Origin of the sequence: Chitinibacter sp. FCG-7 (assembly GCF_040047665.1) — a bacterium.
Classification (GTDB): domain Bacteria; phylum Pseudomonadota; class Gammaproteobacteria; order Burkholderiales; family Chitinibacteraceae; genus Chitinibacter; species Chitinibacter mangrovi.
In genome coordinates this window covers 1,884,758-1,904,913 of the sequence record NZ_CP157355.1, presented here as the reverse complement: position 1 = coordinate 1,904,913, position 20,156 = coordinate 1,884,758, and the positions used below count along the sequence as shown (strand labels likewise).

The 20,156-nt window shown below is 54.2% G+C and carries 21 protein-coding genes; 7 read left to right on the top strand and 14 right to left on the bottom strand.

All coding sequences use genetic code 11. From position 1 onward, the window contains the following. Nucleotides 1-10 precede the first annotated feature (10 nt). The 3 genes from ABHF33_RS09025 to ABHF33_RS09015 are packed head-to-tail and all read right to left on the bottom strand — an operon-like array spanning nucleotide 11 to nucleotide 2,193. Nucleotides 11-1,030, bottom strand: coding sequence for a COX15/CtaA family protein (locus ABHF33_RS09025; protein WP_348943655.1), 1,020 nt, complete (start codon nucleotides 1,028-1,030; stop codon nucleotides 11-13). Continuing rightward, nucleotides 1,031-1,480 (bottom strand): hypothetical protein, encoded by a 450-nt coding sequence (locus tag ABHF33_RS09020; protein ID WP_348943654.1) that lies wholly within the window; start codon nucleotides 1,478-1,480, stop codon nucleotides 1,031-1,033. Continuing rightward, nucleotides 1,477-2,193 carry an SURF1 family protein gene (locus tag ABHF33_RS09015; protein ID WP_348943653.1) on the bottom strand — a complete coding sequence of 239 codons (717 nt, stop codon included), beginning with the start codon at nucleotides 2,191-2,193 and terminating at the stop codon, nucleotides 1,477-1,479. Before ABHF33_RS09015 ends, ABHF33_RS09020 begins: the two co-directional genes overlap by 4 nt. Here ABHF33_RS09015 and ABHF33_RS09010 point away from each other — a divergent pair. Continuing rightward, complete coding sequence (locus ABHF33_RS09010) at nucleotides 2,177-2,350, top strand: DUF2909 family protein (protein WP_348943652.1); 174 nt, start codon at nucleotides 2,177-2,179, stop codon at nucleotides 2,348-2,350. The genes ABHF33_RS09015 and ABHF33_RS09010 overlap by 17 nt on opposite strands. Nucleotides 2,351-2,462: 112 nt before the next feature. Here ABHF33_RS09010 and ABHF33_RS09005 read toward each other — a convergent pair whose 3' ends face one another. The 5 genes from ABHF33_RS09005 to coxB form a co-directional block, all read right to left on the bottom strand. Continuing rightward, on the bottom strand, nucleotides 2,463-3,329 hold the full coding sequence (locus ABHF33_RS09005; protein ID WP_348943651.1) for a cytochrome c oxidase subunit 3: 867 nt from the start codon (nucleotides 3,327-3,329) through the stop codon (nucleotides 2,463-2,465). Between the two features lie 15 nt (nucleotides 3,330-3,344). Further along, nucleotides 3,345-3,524, bottom strand: coding sequence for a DUF2970 domain-containing protein (locus ABHF33_RS09000; RefSeq protein WP_348943650.1), 180 nt, complete (start codon nucleotides 3,522-3,524; stop codon nucleotides 3,345-3,347). A gap of 3 nt (nucleotides 3,525-3,527) precedes the next feature. Next, nucleotides 3,528-4,049 carry a cytochrome c oxidase assembly protein gene (locus tag ABHF33_RS08995; protein ID WP_348943649.1) on the bottom strand — a complete coding sequence of 174 codons (522 nt, stop codon included), beginning with the start codon at nucleotides 4,047-4,049 and terminating at the stop codon, nucleotides 3,528-3,530. 140 nt (nucleotides 4,050-4,189) lie between these two features. After that, nucleotides 4,190-5,848, bottom strand: coding sequence for a cytochrome c oxidase subunit I (gene ctaD / locus ABHF33_RS08990; protein WP_348943648.1), 1,659 nt, complete (start codon nucleotides 5,846-5,848; stop codon nucleotides 4,190-4,192). Beyond that, nucleotides 5,845-6,978, bottom strand: coding sequence for a cytochrome c oxidase subunit II (gene coxB / locus ABHF33_RS08985; RefSeq protein ID WP_348943647.1), 1,134 nt, complete (start codon nucleotides 6,976-6,978; stop codon nucleotides 5,845-5,847). The genes ctaD and coxB overlap by 4 nt, the downstream gene beginning before the upstream one ends. A 204-nt stretch (nucleotides 6,979-7,182) precedes the next feature. Here coxB and ABHF33_RS08980 point away from each other — a divergent pair, with 204 nt between their 5' ends. From ABHF33_RS08980 to ABHF33_RS08970, 3 genes are all read left to right on the top strand, one after another. Continuing rightward, a complete protein-coding gene (locus ABHF33_RS08980) occupies nucleotides 7,183-7,950 on the top strand; it encodes a DUF2189 domain-containing protein (RefSeq protein WP_348943646.1) in 768 nt (255 codons plus the stop codon). Between the two features lie 205 nt (nucleotides 7,951-8,155). Then, complete coding sequence (locus tag ABHF33_RS08975) at nucleotides 8,156-9,118, top strand: serine hydrolase domain-containing protein (RefSeq protein ID WP_348943645.1); 963 nt, start codon at nucleotides 8,156-8,158, stop codon at nucleotides 9,116-9,118. After that, entirely contained in the window at nucleotides 9,112-9,675 is a 564-nt protein-coding gene (locus tag ABHF33_RS08970; RefSeq protein WP_348943644.1) for a hypothetical protein, read from the top strand. Before ABHF33_RS08975 ends, ABHF33_RS08970 begins: the two co-directional genes overlap by 7 nt. Nucleotides 9,676-9,768: 93 nt before the next feature. Here the strand turns inward: ABHF33_RS08970 and ABHF33_RS08965 are convergent, their stop codons facing one another. The 6 genes from ABHF33_RS08965 to ABHF33_RS08940 all read right to left on the bottom strand — a co-directional run bounded on the left by ABHF33_RS08965 (nucleotide 9,769) and on the right by ABHF33_RS08940 (nucleotide 17,287). Further along, complete coding sequence (locus ABHF33_RS08965; protein WP_348943643.1) at nucleotides 9,769-10,614, bottom strand: SPFH domain-containing protein; 846 nt, start codon at nucleotides 10,612-10,614, stop codon at nucleotides 9,769-9,771. A 333-nt stretch (nucleotides 10,615-10,947) separates the two neighbouring features. After that, on the bottom strand, nucleotides 10,948-13,716 hold the full coding sequence (locus ABHF33_RS08960; protein WP_348943642.1) for a putative Ig domain-containing protein: 2,769 nt from the start codon (nucleotides 13,714-13,716) through the stop codon (nucleotides 10,948-10,950). Between the two features lie 242 nt (nucleotides 13,717-13,958). Then, on the bottom strand, nucleotides 13,959-14,171 hold the full coding sequence (locus ABHF33_RS08955) for an RNA-binding S4 domain-containing protein (RefSeq protein ID WP_348943641.1): 213 nt from the start codon (nucleotides 14,169-14,171) through the stop codon (nucleotides 13,959-13,961). An 82-nt stretch (nucleotides 14,172-14,253) separates the two neighbouring features. Beyond that, the gene (locus ABHF33_RS08950; RefSeq protein WP_348943640.1) at nucleotides 14,254-14,844 is read right to left on the bottom strand and encodes a Maf family protein; all 591 of its coding nucleotides are present in this window, start codon (nucleotides 14,842-14,844) and stop codon (nucleotides 14,254-14,256) included. Beyond that, nucleotides 14,844-15,314, bottom strand: coding sequence for a 23S rRNA (pseudouridine(1915)-N(3))-methyltransferase RlmH (gene rlmH, locus ABHF33_RS08945; protein WP_348943639.1), 471 nt, complete (start codon nucleotides 15,312-15,314; stop codon nucleotides 14,844-14,846). Before rlmH ends, ABHF33_RS08950 begins: the two co-directional genes overlap by 1 nt. Before the next feature lie 149 nt (nucleotides 15,315-15,463). Next, nucleotides 15,464-17,287, bottom strand: a complete 1,824-nt coding sequence (locus ABHF33_RS08940; protein ID WP_348943638.1) for a TolC family outer membrane protein — start codon at nucleotides 17,285-17,287, stop codon at nucleotides 15,464-15,466. 262 nt (nucleotides 17,288-17,549) lie between these two features. Between ABHF33_RS08940 and ABHF33_RS08935 the strand changes: the two genes are divergently transcribed. Genes ABHF33_RS08935 through ABHF33_RS08925 form a run of 3 tightly spaced genes read left to right on the top strand, consistent with a single transcriptional unit; the run spans nucleotide 17,550 to nucleotide 20,117 of the window. After that, the gene (locus tag ABHF33_RS08935) at nucleotides 17,550-18,194 is read left to right on the top strand and encodes a transglutaminase-like cysteine peptidase (RefSeq protein WP_348943637.1); all 645 of its coding nucleotides are present in this window, start codon (nucleotides 17,550-17,552) and stop codon (nucleotides 18,192-18,194) included. A 10-nt stretch (nucleotides 18,195-18,204) separates the two neighbouring features. Then, nucleotides 18,205-19,713 carry a LapD/MoxY N-terminal periplasmic domain-containing protein gene (locus ABHF33_RS08930; RefSeq protein WP_348943636.1) on the top strand — a complete coding sequence of 503 codons (1,509 nt, stop codon included), beginning with the start codon at nucleotides 18,205-18,207 and terminating at the stop codon, nucleotides 19,711-19,713. After that, the gene (locus ABHF33_RS08925) at nucleotides 19,599-20,117 is read left to right on the top strand and encodes an EAL domain-containing protein (protein WP_348946624.1); all 519 of its coding nucleotides are present in this window, start codon (nucleotides 19,599-19,601) and stop codon (nucleotides 20,115-20,117) included. The genes ABHF33_RS08930 and ABHF33_RS08925 overlap by 115 nt, the downstream gene beginning before the upstream one ends. The last annotated feature ends 39 nt before the right edge of the window (nucleotides 20,118-20,156 follow it).

Genomic DNA, 20,156 nt, shown 5'->3' with positions numbered 1-20,156 from the left:
AAATTTAAACTCAGGCTACGCCGGATTCAGCAGCCAAGCGGCTCAGCGGCGCCACGACCACTGCGTGAAATTGGGGCCGGTACCGGGCAAAGCCAAACAGCAGTATCGCCAGTAACAAGGCTGCACCACTGTGATGCGCCAAAGCCAGCCAGAGCGGCAATCCCAGCAGGACATTGGCGATACCCAAGCCCACTTGCAGCAGCAAGGCAAGCAGAATCAGCAGGGCATAGCGCGCACTCAATGGCCATAAGCGGTAGCTAAGCAACAACAGCGTGAGCGAAACCAATAATGCCCCCAGCCGGTGCAACCAGTGGATCGCGGCCAGATGATGCATCATCAGCGGCTGGCCGTCGGCGCTGACACCCAGCGCACGATCTGGCCGCAAGGCTTCCAGCAAGCCCTCGCTCATCACCCAGCGCCCCTGACACTGTGGAAACCCATCACAAGCCAGCGCGGCATAATTGGTCGAGACCCAGCCCCCCAGCACAATCTGCAGGCCAACGAGCGCAATGGCCAGCAACCATAAAGGGCGCAGCGCTGCCGGCCACGGCCAGCCAGGCATGTCGCGAGCCGCCAGACACAATAAGTACATCAGAATCAGCATGCCGCCGATCAGGTGCGCGGTGACCACCACAGGCATCAGTTTCAGCGTGACTGTCCACATGCCAAAAGCGCCCTGCACCAGCACCAGCACCAGCGGCAGCAAAGCTGGCCAAACAGGCTGGCCATGCTGCCTGCGTTCACGCGCCAGCAGCAAGCTTAAGGCCAGCACCAGCAAACCCAACCCACCCGCAACATAGCGGTGAATCATTTCTTTCCAGCCCTTGCCAATATCAACCGGCATGCCAAAGCGGTTTTCGGCATGCAGCAGCTCGTGATGTTCATCCGGCACAGTCAGGTGCCCGTAACAGCCCGGCCAGTCGGGGCAACCCAGCCCGGCGTCTTCCAGCCGCACATAGGCTCCCAGCGTCATCAGCACGGCAGTCCAGGCGATACACAGCAACAAAAGGGAACGGCTGAATTTGCTCATTTAAAGCCCCGGATTGTTTTTCAGCACCCGACCAATTTCGCGCAGCGCAGCCTGTCGCCCACCCGCCTCGGCCAGCTGCGTCGGCGTATAGCGCAAGACCGCGTTGCCGTGCGGGTCAATCAGATAAATACCACTCTGCATTGACGACGGCAAAGACGGACAGGCGGCCACTTTGATCCGCTCTTGCACGCGCCCTTGCGCCTTTTGTAGCTGCCCTGCCCACTGCGCCAGCTCATGGCTTTGAGTTCCGCATCCATCCTGAGAGTAAGCCAGTAATTGCCACACCGGCGGCACCGCCGGTTCAAGCAAGGGCTGAGCCAGTAATTGGCCAAAACTGCTCCCGCCTTGTGGCCTGGCCCATTGCCACGCCAGTTGGGCCAGTAGAATGGGCAAAATACACATACCGAGTATCGACAGCAAAATCATTCTGTTTCTATGCTGCAACGTCATACCCCTATACCTCCTCGTTGATAACGCCGGAACAGGTGGCTACCAATTCCGGCCAGCAAAAACCAGCTGACCGCATAGGCTAAGTGCCGCTCAACGCCAAAGGGACGCTCGGCCGCCAGCGGGCTCAAGCCTGGTGCCGATTCGCGGGCGAGCACATAGGCTGCAGGAAAAGGCAGATAAGCCCAGGCGGCAAATCGCCCCGGATCTAGATTCTGAAAAACGCGCCCTTGCACAGGAGCAGCACCCAGCTCGATATAACGCGGCCAGGGCTGTACCACCACTGGCGGCATGCCTTTGGCCGCGGGCGGCTGTGCCTGTTCATTCGCTGGCCACCAGCCACGATTAACCATCAGGATCGTGCCATCTTTCAGTAAAAATGGCGTGATGATGTGATAGCCGACGCGGCCAGCCTGGGTGCGATGATCAAGCCAGATTTCATGCTGGCCAAGCCAGCGCCCCTGCAACTGAACATGCCGCCAGACTGGCGGCACGCCCTGCTCCCAGCTTAATTCGGGCAAAGCCTGTACCCGCGCAATCTCGTTGAGTAGCCTATGCTTGTCGTAAGCGCGCCATAGCTGCCAGACGCCCAGACACAGGGTCAGCACAATCATGGAAAGCAAAATGGCAGCTCCGCGTGAATGGCGGGAATGCCCGTCGTCTCGGTGCTGTCCGGCAGGCAGATGTGGAGAATCCGGTATGAGAATTGTGGTCATTGTGCTCCTCCTTGCCATCTTGCTTGCCCTCGGGCAGGCCTTGCTGCGTTTGATTCGCGGTGCGTCCGAGCCAATGTGGCAGATGCTGGCCTGGCGCGTAGGACTGTCGATAGCGCTGTTTGTCTTGCTACTGCTTAGTCGCTATTTCATCCATTAGCGTCATTCAATCGCTGCTGTACTTATTTATTTATAGAGAAATTTATAGCGAGCCCAGCGCAAGATTCAGGTGAAGCAGACACGTGTCATTGGGCGTGTGGGCGGGACCTGCTTTACAGGCAGTAGACCAGCACAAACAGCAGCAGCCACACCACATCGACAAAGTGCCAATACCACGCCGCAGCTTCAAAACCGAAATGCTGCATGGGCGTGAAATGCCCACGTTGCACGCGCAACCACATGGTGATCAAAATCAGCGTCCCCACCAGCACATGCATGCCATGAAAGCCGGTCAGCAGATAAAACGTCGCGCCATAAGCACCGGATGCCAGTGTCAGATTCAGCGCGGTCCAGGCGTGGTGATACTCATACGCCTGCAGCCCCAGAAACAGCACACCCAGTGCAATGGTCGCGGCCAAGCCCCGGCTTAATACTTGGCGTTTCTGCTGCAGCAAGCCCCAGTGCGCCCAGGTGAGTGTGGCTCCCGACGTTAGCAACAGCGCCGTGTTGATCGCTGGCAAGCCCAAAGGATGCATCGCGGCATAATCAGCCGCTTTCGGGCCGGTTTCCAGTGGCCAGCCTGCCTGAAAAGCAGGCCAGAGCAATCTTTGCGTATCACCAGCCAGCCCCAGCTCAGGCACTGAGATAAGGCGGGTATAAAACAGGGCGCCAAAAAACGCGGCAAAAAACATCACCTCGGAAAAGATGAACCAGCTCATCCCCCAGCGGAACGAGTAATCAACCTGCTGCCCATATTGTCCTGCTTCGGATTCGCGAACCACATCGCCAAACCAGCCAGTCAACATCCAGAATAGAATGGCAAACCCGGCCAGCAAGGCCCAGTTGCCCAGCACAACTTGGTTGATCGACAAGGCCGCCCCCAGCCCCAGCAGAAACAAAGCGGCCGAGCCGACAATCGGCCAGCGCGACGGTGGCGGCACATAATAGTGCGCGTCATGGACTCCGTTTTCGACATTCATACTCCACCCCCGAGTTCAGTCCAGACCTGCTCTGCTCACCAGATACTGCACAACGCCATACACCAGCAAAGCCAGCAGCAGCGCACACAACAACCCGGCCATAATCAACTGCACCGGTTTGAATTGCTGCCGGGCCTGCTCGCGGCTGCGCACCCCAAAAAATGCAGCCAGAACCGCGCGTATGCTATCCCACATCCCCTAGCCCGCCCCGGCGGCAGCACCGCGTTGCAGGCTATATGACAGGGTGGCAGCGCCCATTTCTAGCGGTAACTGCTCGGCGATCAGCAGCACCACCGTCACTTCGCGCGTTTCGCGTGCTTGCAAAGTCAGGGCGTCAAAGCAGAAACACTCCAGCTTTTGCAGCAAACCAGCAGCGCGGACCGGCGCAAAGCTGGGTACCGCCCGCACCGTGAGCGCTTGGTCACTATCATTGCGCAGCACAAAGCGGGATTTGAGCAAGCCACCCGCCTGCGCGGTCACCACGCCATCGAGTGCCTGCATCGCCACGGGCAGACCGGGTGCGACATTCACGTCAAACTCTACCCGGATCGATGTACCGGGCCGGGTGAGGCTGGCATCGGCGCGATCTATTCCTAGCCATTGGCAGAAGGCGGCATAAAACGGCGACAAGGCATAGCCAAAGCCGAACATCAGCAAGGCCAGCAGGCCGAGCTTGACGGCCAACACCTGATTTTTGCGTTGCGCAGTGCTTGAGGTCATGACATACCCACCCATGTAATGAGCTGCAGAGCAATATTCATCTAGCCTTTAGCTCAATACCCATAGCTGCCTGATAATAGCCAGGCAGAAAAACAGCAGCGCCAGAGCAGTGAGTTTAAGTGCTGTTTTGATGTTCGAATTCACGGTTTTTCCTCCACGGCCTGCGCGATCAGGCCGCGCCTGACTGTTTCAATATCCGGCGGACTTTCCCAAGTGTGGTGCGGCGCAGGCGAGGCGACTTCCCACTCCAGTGTATTGCCGCCTTCCCATGGAGACGCAGGCGCGGGCCCTACTCCACCACGAATGGTATGAATCACATTATAAAAAAACAGCAATTGACCCAGACCAAAGCAGAATGCTCCCACGCTGGCTACCGTATTGAAATCGGTAAATTGCAAGGCGTAATCCGGAATACGCCGTGGCATACCGGCCAGCCCCAGAAAGTGCATTGGAAAGAAGGTGACGTTAAACCAGACCATCGACCACCAGAAATGCAGCTTGCCGCGGCCTTCGTGATACATATAGCCCGTCCACTTCGGCAGCCAGTAATACACCGCGGCAAACAGGCTAAACAAAGCACCAGCGACCAGTACATAGTGAAAATGCGCGACCACATAATAGGTATCGTGCATTTGCGTATCGACCGGCGCGATTGACAATACCAGCCCGGAAAAACCGCCAACGGTAAACAGGCAGACAAAACCAATCGCAAACAGCATCGGCGTTTCAAAAGTCAGGCTACCCTGCCACATGGTGGCGATCCAGTTAAATACTTTGACTCCGGTTGGCACGGCAATCAGCATGGTCAGAAACATGAAAAACAGCTGCGCCGTAGCGGGCATGCCGACTGAAAACATGTGATGGCCCCAGACCATAAACGACAGAATGGCAATCGAGCAGGTGGCATACACCATCGAGACATAGCCAAATAGTGGCTTACGGGCAAAGGTGGGAATAATCTGGCTAACAATCCCGAACGCGGGCAAGGCCATGATGTAGACCTCGGGGTGGCCGAAAAACCAGAAAATATGCTGGAACAACACCGGATCACCACCACCAGCAGCACTAAAGAAATGGGTGCCGAAATGCCGGTCGGTCAGCAACATGGTCACCGCCCCGGCCAGCACGGGTGCCACAGCAATCAGTAGATACGCGGTCACCAGCGATGTCCAAGCAAACAAAGGCATTTTCAATAGTGTCATGCCCGGCGCACGCATATTCAGAATGGTGGTAATGATATTGATCGAGCCCATAATCGAGCTCAAACCCAGCAGGTGAATACTGAAAATCGCCAGATCCATCCCCATCCCAGCTTGCGCCGACAGCGGCGGATACAAAGTCCAGCCGCCAGCCGCTGCGCCACCGGGGACAAACAACGAAATCAGCAGCAGTGCAGCCGCAGGAGGCAGCAGCCAGAAGCTCCAGTTATTCATCCGCGCAAACGCCATATCCGGCGCGCCCAGCATCAGCGGCAACATCCAGTTGGCCAGGCCAGTGAACGCGGGCATGATCGCGCCAAACACCATGATAATGCCGTGCAAGGTGGTGAGCTGGTTGAAGAATTCGGGCTGCCAGAATTGCAATCCGGGCTGGAACAGCTCGGCTCGGATGCCCAGCGCCATCACTCCGCCGGTAATGAACATGGCAAAGGCAAACCACAAATAAAGCGTGCCAATGTCTTTATGGTTGGTGGCATATAGCCAGCGCACCCATCCAGCATGGTGTTCAGCGTGATGCCCCCCATGAGTATCTACCCCGTGAGTATCAACTGTATCTGCCGCCTTGATCACTGTGCTCATTGACTCGCTCCTCGGGCTGCCCGAACCTCGGCAGGCAATACAAAGCCGCTTTGATTGCCCCAGCTATTGCGCTCGTAACTAATCACAGCGGCAATCTCGACGTCGGACAAGCTAGCCCAGGCTGGCATCGCATTTTTGCCATTGAGCACCATCTGTACATGCCCGGCCTTATCACCTGTAACCAGCTTAGAACCCACCATGCTGGGGAAAGGCCCGCCGCCAGTACCGTCCACTTTATGGCACGCAGCACAATTGGCTTCGTACACCTGCTTGCCGCGCGCCAGCAGCTCGGGCTGAGTCCAGGTCTTGTTCGGGTCGTCCTTCATGGCCTTGGCGCGAGCTTGTTGCTCGGCCACCCACTGCTTGAAGTCGGTCTGGCTGACTACTTTCACCACAATCGGCATAAAGGCATGATCCTTGCCGCACAGCTCAACACATTGACCACGGAAAGTGCCGATTTTGTCGGCAGTAAACCAGGTATCACGGATAAAGCCGGGAATTGCATCCTGTTTGACGCCAAAAGCGGGAACGCCCCAGCTATGAATCACATCATTTGCAGTCGTCAAAATGCGGATTTTTTGCCCAACCGGCACCACCACTTCATGATCAACTTCCAGCAGATAATGCTCGCCCTTGGCCTGCCCTTCACCGTGATGATTATCAATCTGGGCACGTGGCGTAGCCAGCTTGCTCTTGAAGCCAAAACCGTAATCAAGATAATCGTAAGACCAGAACCACTGAAAACCTGTGGCCTTGATCGTCATGGCTGCACCCCGCGTGTCTCTCTGCGCCAGCACCACACTGGCGGCTGGCCAAGCCATGGCCAACAAGATAATGGCAGGAATCAGGGTCCACAGAATCTCGATGGTAACGTTTTCGTGGAATGGCTTGGCCACATGCCCCAGTGATTTGCGGTGTCGCAAAATCGCATAAAACATAAAGCCGAACACCAGCACAAAGATCGCCAGAATCACCACCATCAGATAGCTATGTAAGCCTTCGATATTCAGCGCCATCTGGCTCGCTGGCGGCGTGAATGTCCAGAATTCGCCTGCTGCCATTACAGGCACAGTGGCCACACTGGCGATGGCAATGCAGATGTTTCGGTGATGACGACAAGAAAGGTTCATCGCTGCAATCTCCGCCCCTGCTGACAACCAGCAGCGCTTTTCTATAAGCTAGCAAAGTTTCCAGCTCTGGCAAGTTATTGATTCTTAGCCAGTTTTTATTGCATCGCAACATAGCCGCCCGTCGGTTCGAACCAACATCCTGCTTCAATCCGGTCTAACAAGAATCATTACCGCCTTCTCAAAGCCTATCTCGGGAGCATGATCATGGACCTGCATTTAAGCGAACTGGATCAACACTTCACGCTGCCCAAAACCCGCAAAGTCACAGCCGATCGCCCGCTGGCTTGGCTGAAAATGGGGATGGCCGATTTGCTGCAACATCCCGGCCCGAGCTTGGCATATGGACTCATCATTACTACTGTGGGCTGGCTGATGCTGGGCATCGCCGATCCAAACGGCCATTTCTTTACCACACTGATCACCGGTTTTCTGCTGTTATCGCCCTTGGCTGCTGCTGGTATTTACGAGCTGACCAGCGAGCGGGAAGAAGGCCGGACGACCTCATTTATGCAATCGCTGCGTGACGTGACCCGCAATCTGAGCCAGATCGCATTTCTGGGTGTGATACTGGGCATGGTAGCGATTGCGTGGGAGCGTGTCTCGGCCATTCTGTTTGCATTGTTATACAACGGCCAGGTGCCCGTCGGAGCCTCAATCATTGAGGCACTAACTGGCGAGTACCTCAATTTCACACTGGTATGGGGGGCAGCAGGTTTCTTGCTGGCCTGCTTTGTTTTTGCACTGACTGCCGTATCGATCCCGATGTTGGCCGACAGAGAAGTAGATAGTGTTACAGCCATGATGACAAGCCTGCGTGCTGTAGCAGAAAACATCAGCACCATGGTGATTTGGGCCGCACTGATCGTTATCCTGACTGCAATTGGCTTTGCCACCTATCTGGTCGGCCTGATTGTGATCTTCCCACTACTTGGGCACGCCACGTGGTACGCCTACAAAGAGATGATTGAATAGTCGCAACCCCTGTTCAAGCCATCTCCAAAAGCCAGACAGTGCACAGCGTGCCTTGTCTGGCTTTTGTCTATACGGCACAGCCGCAGCATGGACTTTAGCTCAATAGCTACACTTGGGCAGGGGCTACAAACCGGCGTAATCGGCTGAATCTGTAAACCTTGATTGCTGTAATAATTAAACCAGACAAAATATCTGAGAAATTTTAATGACAGCCATTGAACATTTGCCGATGAAGCCCTTCCTTATTGCCAGTACCTTTTCTCTAATCTGTACCAACCCTAGTCTTGCCGCATCACTCGATCAGGTCAGCCCAGAAAGCCAAGGCCTTAGCTCAAGCAAATTGGCGAATATGATGAAGTATTTGCAAACGCCGGGCACCAATGTCGATAGCGTGATTATCGCGCGCAATGGCCAGATCGTGCTCGAGGCCTACGCCGCCCCCAATCGCAGTGATATCGTGCATCAGATCAATTCGGTAACCAAAAGCGTCGTTTCGGCCTTGCTCGGCATCGCGATTGGCGAGAGTAAATTGAAACTCAGCAACACCGTAGCCGACATCCTGCCGCAGTATGCTGAATTGCCAAACGCCAAAATCCTAACGGTTGAAAAATTGGCCAGCATGTCGACCGGCGTTGAATGGAAAAGTGAATATTTTGGTAGCGCCTTCAATGATTGGGGCAAAGTGCGCGAGGCCGACGATTGGATCAAAGCGTATTTAAGCTATCCGATTAACTCCGATAAAGTCGGTCAATTTACCTACAACAGCGCCGAGTCGGATTTGCTCGGCGCCTTGATTAGCGCGGCCACAGGTATGCCATTGGCCGATTACGCCGAAGCCAAACTATTTAAACCGCTGGCCATCAAAAATACCCGCTGGGTACAAAACAAGCATGGTCAATATGGTGGCGGTCGCGGCCTGTATATTTTGCCGCGCGATATGCTCAAATTTGGCGAGCTCTACCGCCAGCAAGGAAAGTGGCAAGGCCAGCAAATCATTCCTCAACAATGGATTACCTACAGTACGCAACAGCGAGTAGCCACGGTGGGTAAATTTTCTAACATCCCTGCCTACGGCGCACAGTGGTGGGTCGGCAAGGGCTGGTACGCAGCAATGGGTGGGGTGGCCAAACGATTGCGGTTTTACCCAAAGAAAATATCACGATGGTGATGACGGCCAAAAGCCCGCTCAAAGAAATGGACGTGATTGGGCTTGATCAAGTCGGTCAGCGCTTTTTACAAAGTGATACATCGGCCGCCAGCGATCCAGCCGCTACGCAACAATTAGCAGAGCAGATCAGCCAGTTTGAACAAGGCGCTGCGGCAAGCACTTTGCGCTCACCGCTGGAAAAGAAACTGCACCATAAAGCAATTCGTTTTAATGATTTTTGGCTATCTAAAATCAAGTTCACGCTAGCAAAAGATCAAGCGACACTTGAATATCACCTAAAAGACATGCCACACATTATCGAAAAAATCCCTACTGGCTTTGCAGGTGAATGGAAATACTCAACGTATCAATATCCGGTCAACAACGAAGCAGTAAAGTCTGCACCGAACAGCCAATACGCAGCGCGGATGCAATGGCAGGATAAAACAACGCTGTTGATCGAAAGCTTCCCGCCCGAAGAATACGAACGCTACAGCCTAAAGCTCAAATTCAAAGGCAAAAAAATCTACGTTGAAGACAGCCCGTGGGGCAATGTGGCCGAAGGGATACTGGAATAGGTATACCTTCGAAAGCCATATTGAGCATAGCCAAAAGATAAATACCCCTGCCGCTAAATCGTTGCAGGGGTATTTTTTGCTATTTCCAGATACTTATTTCACGCCCACCATCGCCGTGGTGTTATTGCCCAAACTTGTCGTTGGCAATTGGCCATTCCATTTCTCAATCCACAGCGTTTGGTTTTTCACTTGCGCCGCTTCGGCGCCGTATTTCTTGATCGCTTCACCGACCACTTCCAGCGCTTTAGCGTCCCCCTCGGCTTCGGCAATTTTCGCCTCGGCCTTACCTTTGGCTACCGCAACCGCATTGGCGGCATCGGCTTGGTTTTTGCGCAGCAAAGCTTCTGATTGCAGCGCCTCTTGCGTGGCTTGAATCTTGGCATTGATCGCGTTTTGAATATTGGGCGGTAAGCGCATTTCGTTCACAAAACCAAATTGCTCAACCACGATGCCGTATTGATTCATTTCCTGATTAATTTTGGCCCGTACTTGCTCAGCGAGACGGATTTTGCCACCAGCCAGCAGGCCTTCGGCATCGTAGGCTGTACCATAATTATTCAGCGCATTGCGGATAGCATTGCGGATAATCTGGCTGGTGATTTCTTCATAACCGCGTTTATATTTCTGGTACAGCACAGGCGCTTTACTTGAATCAATGCTGTAAGAAATACTGATATCCGCATTAATCACCACACCGGAGGCGACCTGAAAATTCATCGATTCATCGCCACCCGCGCTCTCGCCCCGTTGCTGCGTCCAGGTATAGGTCTGCGTAAAGGTCGGAAATTCGACCACGCTGGTGCCAACCCCGATGATGTGCCAGCCACTCGATAAAGGCACAGGCTCGACACGGCCGTCAATCCTGTTAAATTCAACGCCCACGTGATTGGCGGCCACCGATGCAACAAAAAAATGCACCAGAATACCGGTTGCAATCACCAGCAACCCCCAACACCACCCTGATATCTCTCAGAAAAACCATGTTTACCCTCTTCGTCTGTTTGTTATGTGCGCTGCACGGTTTTCGTCAAAATTGTCGATCAAGGCCGCAGCAGCACTTACAAGATTAAATAAGATAAAGACAGATTAATATTCGGTTTAATCGAAGATATCGTCAGGTTTTTCAGTAAAATTGTTGGGGAAACGATCTGCCTCTGGCAGTATCAACTCATGCAAGATCAATCCCTTATTGCACTTATTTGTTTAACCTACCCTCGCATATACTCATGGGAACACATCACCACCCCCGAAACCAAGCTGCTTATCCTTCACTTAGAAACTGTTAATCAGCGTAAAAGAAACAACATTGGATTGTCCATTCTTGTCTGTTGCCGAAAAACTAAGCGGGAAATCCAGACCGGAAGTGTCACTCACAAGGCCAGAAATGACACCGGTAGATGAATTGAAATTCAGGCCAGCGGGCAGAGAGCCGCTCAAGCTGTAATTCAAGATCGGATCACCATCGGTTGGCGTTACAAAATTGGACAAATTGAGCGAGAAGGTGCCAAAGTTATAAAATTGATCCGAGATAGAACCAACAACCGGAGGAGTGCCGGGCGCAGGAATAATGGTTAGTACAAAATTATCACTATTCGAAGCACCATCTTTGTCAGCGGCACTAAAACTGAGTGTTACCGTCCCAGCCGCTATTGGCGTGCCACTCAATATCCCCGTGCCGCTATTGAAAACCAAGCCAGATGGCAAAGCACCAGTTAGGATATAGCTAGTAATTCCGTCACCATTTGTAGCGGCGACAAAACCGCCGAGATTCAGCGAAAATGCGGAACCAACCTGTCCGGTCTGGTCAGGAATATTGGCCACCACGGGCGGTACGGGAGCAGGTGCGATTGTCAGTACAAAACGATCACTATTTGAAACACCATCTTTATCTGCAGCGCTAAAATCAAGTGTTACTGTCCCTGCTGCGATCGGCGTGCCACTCAATATACCCGTGTTGCTATTGAAAACTAGGCCGGATGGCAAAGCACCACTGAGCATATAGCTCGTAATTGCATCGCCATTCGTACTGCTAACAAAACTACCCAGATTCAAGGAAAACGCGGAACCCGCTTGCGCTATCTGATCAGGAATACTGGCCACCACGGGCGGTACGGGAGCGGGGTCGATTGTCAGTACAAAACTATCACTATTTGACACACCATCCTTATCCATTGCACTCAGGCTAAGCGTGGCAAAGCCAACAGCAGTCGGCGTGCCACTTAGCACCCCGCTAGTACTATCGAAAACCAGACCGGATGGCAGTGCTCCACTTAGCATGTAGCCGGTAATTGCATCGCCATTACTTGCAGTGACAAAGTTGCTCAGAGTCAGCGATATTGCGCTGCCAACCTGGCCATTCTGATCCGGCACATTGCCAACAACAGGCGGCGTCGCGGCCTGTGTTTGTGCTGTAGTCAATGGAGAGGTAATCTGGCTATAGACCCCAGTTGATTTATTCAACGCTTCGGCGCGGGTCTGAGCCTGATAGACTGTATTAGCGTTCAATCCACTAAAACTGCCACTGCTATTGCGGCCAATCAGCTCGCCTCTAGCTGAATACAGCAGGTATTCAATATTACGCAAACCATCCGGATCAGTCAGGCGATTACTGATACTTAAACTGGCCGTCCCCGTGATACTCACTAATGGTGCCTGCAGCATTGAGGGTGAATCCGGCAGATTGGGTTTGGTCGTTACGCTGCGGATGATCAGCTGCTCTCCAGAGCTGGTCAAAGTCACCGTACACTGCTCAAAACTGGCGATGAATGTAGCAGGAGCAGCCCCTCCCTGCAGATAAGGACGCAAACCACGTGTATCGAAGCGGATCACTTGTGGCGTACTGGACGGATTAGTACTAAGCAGACTCAGAGGCAAACTAGCCTCACTGCCTCCCATGATACGAGTAAATCGCAGCGGACTACCACAGACCAGATTACTGTTTGTCGTAACCACAATATCACCGGTTTGCCGGTCAAATGAACTATTGTCATCTAGGCCGGATTTGCTGATTTCTGTCAGCAGTATTGGGCTGGCCGTGTTATCTACCTGCACCGGCGTAGTGCTATGGGTTGCATACACCGGGATCTGGCGTGTTTGATCCATCAATTCGCGCGGAGTAAAGGTATCTGGAGTATCGGTTTCAAACGTAGTTATCGCGGGCGAGGCGCCAAAACGGTATTGCACACCGACCCCGCATGCAAGCTGATTATCGCGACTTGCGCGATAACGGCTGCCATTACATTGAACAAATGCCGAAACCTGACGAACTATAGGGTAATAGAAGCGAATGTTCGCGCCATAAGTGTCACGACTAATATTGCCATTCACATTGAGCATACTACCGCCACCAGGCAGCCAATCCACGGCCAGACTACTCGTCATGCCGGTATTTACTTGGGTGCCACTACTTAAAATACGCTCAACCCGCTGAACCCCCAGACTCAGGCTAGTACGCAAAGTCGGATTAACTACACCGCTAAGCATAAGGCCGCCAGACCAGTCCCGATTACCCGACAAACGCCGTGGTTGCAGATATTGCCGATAAACATCATCCGTTTCTATGGTTTGTAACACGCTCCCTAAGTCTTTAGCCGGAGCCTTGCTATAGCTACCGTAGGCACCCGTTTTAAAGCCAAACAGCTTGCCACTAATATCAATGCCGAAAGTCGATTCGCGAGTCCACGCTTTGGTCAAAGAAGAACCAAAATCATACTCCTGACGCGAATATAGACCACGACCGGTTAAAACAATCAAACCTTGCTGGCCAAATAATGGCAGCCCCGCCCGCATCAGCAATTCACGATAATTCTGCCCCAGCTGCAGACGGGAATAGACAGGATACTGCTCCCCCAAGAGTCCGGTTAATTCTCCGGTTGCAACAAAACCGAATGGATCGGACTGGTTGGCAGAGAACTCGGCCTCAAAATTGCGTTCGGCAGGTGGTTCCGGCTCGACGGTGTCAGCCGCCTTCAGTACTACTGGGAAAAAGCCTGCGCATAGCAGAGCATACGACAGAGGAAATGCAAGGAATGATGTATTCATTGGGGTGCTCCACTGAAAAGCAGGCCGGTCAGAGACACAGTGCCATTGCGACGCAACGGCGGGCAGTCTCAATCATAGGCAAGAAACCGGGCTTTCATGGGCAAGTTACTAGAAAATTTTCTCCCTATTTAAATTCCATTTTTTCGGCACCCCACGCAAAATCAGCCGTCGGGCCAATACAGCAGTACAGCCCGCGTTTTGTCGGTCTGAAGATATATTTTCAAAGCAACCCAAATTACATATCAAACGACTTTGATCGTCTCCCCCAGCGCACTCACTACCATTCCGGCGCGGATTTTGGCGGTTTTGCGGGTTTCAATCTGGCCATCAACTTGCACATCGCCGGCGGCGATCATCATTTTGGCAATGCCACCGGATGGGGCAATTGATACGGCTTTCAGTAAATCACACAGGGCGATATATTCGTTGCAGAGTTCAAAAACATGCTGAGTCATACTGCTTCCTTAGGGGGTATATTTATGTAGATCAATCATTAAATGAGCTGCGGGCATATACCACAAACCATCTCTGACAGCATTATGCCGCCATAAACCCCAAGCCTTGCTTGGCGATCAGTTGCGCCGTTTCATACAGCGGTAAACCCATCACGCCGGTGTAGCTGCCATCCAGATGCGCGACAAACAAACCACCGACGCCTTGGATGCCATAGGCGCCCGCCTTGTCCATCGGTTCGCCGCTGGCGACATAGGCCGCGATTTGCGCCTCGCTCAGCGTGGCAAACGTCACCCGGCTCGCGTTCAGCACCGTTTCAACGCCGGCTTCGGTGCGCAGCGCCAAGCTGGTGAGCACTTCATGCGTGGTGCCCGATAGTTTAGCCAGCATTACACTTGCATCAGCCGCATCAAGCGGTTTGCCCAAGATTTCATCACCCAAGACCACCGAGGTATCAGACGCCAGCACCGGTTTGAGCGCCAAGCCCATCTCCAGTAAATGCCGCCAGCCCGATTCGGCTTTTTCCACCGCCATGCGGATCACATAATCGCGTGGGTTTTCATTGGGCTGCGGGGTTTCATCAATCGGCGCGGCGATGCGCTCGAAAATCACGCCGGTTTGCGCGAGGAGTTCTTTGCGGCGTGGGCTGCCGGAAGCCAGATAAAGTTGAGTCATTATTCGCGATGGTAAGGATGATTATTCAGGATTGATACCGCACGATACAACTGCTCGGCCAGCATCACGCGCACCATGCCGTGTGGTAGCGTCATCGCCGAGAGTTGCAATAATTGGTCGGCGCGTTGCTTGATTTTCGGGTCAAGTCCGTCGGTACCGCCGATGATAAACACCGTTTCGCGGCCATCGATTTGCCATTGCTTCATGTTTTCAGCCAGCTTCATCGTCGTCCAGTTCGCGCCGCGCTCGTCCATCGCCAGCACGCGGGCGTCGTGCGGAATTGCCGCCAGAATCCGCTCGGCTTCCTCGGCCATCACCTGCTGTGGCGTGCGCGCGCTGATGCGTTTATCGGGCTTGAGCTCGGTCAGCGTCAGCGCAAAATCACGCGGCATGCGCTTGGCAAATTCGTTGTAGCCTTCGCTAATCCAGTCAGGCATTTTATGGCCGACGGCGATGATATTCAGTTTCATAACACGATGTCGAAATACAGTAGTGCCGATGGTAACAGATAGCACCGACTGAAATAAAAACGGCTCACCGCCGGGGTGAGCCACTAAGGGGTATTTGCTTGCAGGCCAATTGCATATTGGCCTGCATGGCAATACCTGTTGCTGCGTGATTACTCGGTACGCCCGCTGGTGACTCGTTCGCGGCTGATTTTCCATTTGCCGCCTTCTTGCACCAGCTCCAGCGTTTTCTGCACGGTGTCGCTGTAGTCTTTCGAGCTGTAGTGCTGCGTGAGGGTCACTTCGCCACGGTCTTTGCCGCTCATCTTGCAGGTCTGATTGTCCAGCTTGAGCGTGATGCTGCCTTCCTTGCCAACGCGAGCGCGGCGTTTGGTTTCCCAGTCGGCGCGGGTGCGCCCGCCACTGGCTTCAAAGCTGGCGGCGTAGAGGCTCAGGTAGGTGTCAAGCTGTTTGCCTGACCAGGCGGCGGACCAGTTGCCGACCAGATCGCTGATGGCTTTGTCGCAGTTGCTGCCCGGCGCGGCAGGGGCTGGCTGCGGTGTGGGGGTCACTTCGGCAACGACAGCGGTGCGCGGAGGGCGGGCGGCCATGGCGGCGTCGCGATCGAGCTTGACGCTGTCGATCATGCCGCCTGCGCAGGCCACTTTTTCGTCGTCGCTGACATTGTCACCCAGATTGTCGTCCGGGCCGCTGCTTTCCAATGGGGCCAGTTGCAAGGTGGCGAGCAGCTGGTGTGTTTGCGCCAGCACGCGGGCGTGCGAGAGCTGGTAGTCGTAGTCGGCTTTGACCAGCGCGATTTTGGCTTCGAACAATTCGTTTTCAGTATCGAGTACGTCCAGCAATGAGCGCTGGCCGATGTCGAACTGGCGGCGGAAGGCGTCGCGCGATTTTTCGGTGGCGAGCACATGCTGGTCGAGGTAGCTGAGCTGCTCTTTCAGGCGGAAGGTGTCGTTCCAGGCGATCTGCGTGGTCTGGCGAATGTCGCGGCAGGTTTTGTCGCGCATTTCGTAAGCGATATTCAGTTGTTCGGCGTACTGGCTGGCGCGGGCTTTGCTGGCACCGCCACGGAATAGGTTGTAGTTCATCACCAGCTGAACGACGCCGTCTTTGTAGCTGCCATCGACATTGTCACGATTCCAGTCCAGGCCCTGGCTGGCGCGCAGCTCGAAGGTGGGGTAGTTGTCGCTTTGCTTGTTTTCGGCGTCGGCGCGGGCGGCGCGGATATTGTAAACGGCGGCTTTAAATTGCGGATTGTGCACCAGCTGCGCACGCAAGGCAGCGGCGTCTGCAGGCAGCGCAGCAGCCAGGCTGCCGGGCTTGCTCATGTCGGCGGCGGGCAGCGAGCCAGTCAGGCGCTCGTAGCGGGCAGAGACATCGTGCAGGTTGGAGGCTTGCGTGAGCCAGTTCGATTCGGCCAGCGCCAAACGGCCAGTGGCGGTTTCCAGATCAACGCGGCGGCCCACGCCAGCGCTCACGCGCTCGGTAATCTGATCGTAGGTTTCTTTGTGAATGGCGTAGTTGTCTTTGGCCAGCTCAACCAGCTCGCGGTAGCGCAGCACATCAAGGTAGGCGTTAACGGTTTCCAGCGCGGCCATATCGCTGGCGGCGAGCAATTCGTAATAGCGGGTCAGTTTGCCATAGCCCAGACGGCGCACCTCGCTTTGGGTGGCAAAGCCGTCAAACAGCATCTGGCGCAATTCAAGATTAACGCCGCTATGGCCAAAAGCGCCGCCTTTATTGCCAGTCGGGCGCTGCTGTTTTTCCATGCCGGTGTAGGCATTCAGATCAACGCGCGGGTAGTAATTGGCCTTGGCAACGTCCTGCTCATCGCTGGAAGCTTTGTAGCCCAGCCATTTGGCGCGCACTTCGGGGTTTTTAAGGACGGTTTGTTCGACCGCGTCTTTCAGGCTACCGGCTGCCAGGCTACTGCCTGCACTCGCGAGCAACATCATCACTACTACAGGCTTTAATCTCATCCCTCTACCCTATTATGTTAAATGCCGACCGTGCTATTTTATGTAAAAATTACTTTTGCAAGTAACCCTATTTTAATTAGGTGTAATTTATGTGCCAGATGAATCCGCTTTATGCCAAGATATGGATCAAGGCGGCTGATTCACCCTTTCAGTAACTGCGCAAATCCATTCACGCCGCGCTGCAATGCCCACATTGGCCCAACCATTGACGCTCCGAGCTTGTATGCATATTTCATATCAACGACTGCTGAGTCAATTGCTAATGATGGCAATGCTCCTGCTCGTCGTTGCTGTGCTACCCGCCTGGTCCAAATGGGATTTTGACAAACTGGCCCGCAATGCCCAGCTCAAATACGGCGGTGCAGCCAGCAAAATGCTCGGCGAAATTCAAACCCTGTTTGGCAATATCAAGGCGCAATCCGAAACCGACAAACTCAAACGCGTTAACGAATACTTCAATCGCAGAATCAGTTTCAACGACGATAGCCAGATCTGGAACGCCCCGGATTATTGGGCAACGCCCTTGGAAACCATAGGCAAAGCCGCTGGCGATTGCGAGGATTTTGCCATTATTAAGTATTTTTCGCTGAAAGAATTGGGTATTGCGCCGGAAAAACTCCGCCTCAGTTATGTCAAAGCTAAAATTGGCGGCAGTAACAGCACCGTGAGCCAGGCGCATATGGTACTAACCTATTACGCCAGCCCCGATGCCGAGCCGCTGGTTCTGGATAATCTGATTACCGATATCCGCCCGGCCAGCCGTCGCCCAGATCTGACCCCGGTATTTAGCTTTAACCATGAAGGCATCTACGCCGGTAGCGGCACGCAGCCTTCGGGTTCGATTGATCGTTTATCGCGCTGGAAAGATGTGCTGCTGCGCATGCAAAGCGAAGGAATTGATTTTTAAGGAACGCACTATGTCTTTATTTCGCCAGGTCTGGCTGATGATTATTGCTTCGGCCTTGGTCGCATTTATTGTGGCCTTGCTGATCAGTACATTCAGTGCGCGCGATTATTTGCAAACCCAGCTTTATACGCAAAGCAGCGACACCGCCTCGGCGCTGGCGCTGTCGATTTCGCAGCAGGCCAATGATCCGGCCATGGTTGAATTAATGACCAATGCCTTGTTTGATTCGGGGCATTTTGCCTGGATACGGATTAGCGATCCGCACGGCAAAACCATTTACGAGCAATACAATCGCGAATTGCCCACCAAGGTGCCCGCCTGGTTCGTCCAGCGTTTTCCGATTACCGTGCAGCCGGGCGAGGCACTGATCAGCAATGGCTGGAAACAGGCCGGTAAAGTCCAGATCAGCGCACACTCGCGCTTTGCCTATGAATCGCTATGGGCCAATGGCAAAAAGCTGTTTTTCTGGATGCTCTTCGGGGGTATCTTCACCGGGCTATTGATGAATATACTGCTTAACCGTATACGTCGGCCTATTTTGCAAATGATGGCGCAAGCAGCGGCGATCAGCGAGCGCAAATTCATCCATGTGCCGCCGCCGCCGTATATCGAGCTGCGCCCGATGGCCAATGCCATGAATAGCATGGTGGCCCGGGTCAAATCCATGTTTGACGAACAATCGGCGCACATCGAGCAGCTGAAATACGATGCCAACCGCGACTCAGTAACCGGGCTGGCCAACCGCAGCTTCTTTATGGCGCGCCTGGCCAATCTGCTCTCTGCCGAGGAAAGCCTGCCTGATGGCACTTTATTCATGCTGCGGCTCAATAATCTGGCCGGGCTAAACCGGAATCTGGGCCGTGAAGCCACCGACCGCTTGCTGATGGATCTGGCCACGCGGCTGGCTCATTACGCCGACAGCCAGGACGACTGGCAAGCGGCTCGCCTCAATGGCGCCGATTTTGTGCTGGCAACGCCAGGGCTGGAAGACAGCCCGGCTTTTGCCACCCAGCTACTCGCCGAAATCGGCAGCCTGTCGCCGCAGGTGAGCAATTTGCTGCATATTGGCTACGCCGAATACGAGCTGGGCGATACGATTAGCAGCCTGCTCAGCCGTACCGATGCCGCGCTGGCGCGTGCTGAAGCGCACCCGCACAATGCCGTATGCGCAGCCGAATTCATTCACCACAAAACCAACCGCTCCAATACCTACTGGCGCGAACGCCTGCAGGCGGCCATTGAGCAGAACCAACTGATTGCCACCAGCTTTGCCGTGCTCGATTTTTCCGGCCAGCTGCTGCACCACGAACTGATGCTGCGCCTGCCCGACCCTGAAAGCGGTGAGCTGCATTCGGTACCGGGCTGTTCATGCCGTTTGCCAGCCGCTTCAAGCTTTTGCCTGATCTGGATCTGGCCGCCATCCGGCTGGCACTGCAACAGCTGGCACAACACCAGCACGATCTGGCAGTCAATATTGCCCCGGCCTCGATCAGCAACCCCGGCTTCCGTCGCGAGCTGACCTTGCTGCTGTCCCAGCAAGAGAGCGCCAGCCTGCAACGCCTGTGGCTGGAAGTGAACGAGCATGCGCTGATCGACGATGTGGAATCGCTGGCCACCTTTGCCGCCGAAATGCATCGCCACGGCATCAAAGTGGGGATCGAGCACTTCTACCGCCAGATTGGCAGCATGTCCAAACTGTACGATTTGCCGCTCGACTATTTGAAAATCGATAGTACCTTTGTGCATGAAATCAACCAGCACAGCGGCAACCAGCAGCTGGTCAAAGCGGTGGTCGGCATTGCCCGCAATCTGGATCTGATGCTGATCGCCGAAATGGTACGCACCGACGCCGAATGGCAACAGCTGGAGCAACTGGGGCTTACCGGCGCAACGGGGCCGATCACCGACAGCAAGGCCAATTAAGGGGTATATCCATACAGAGCCTTACTGAATTGACCTAGA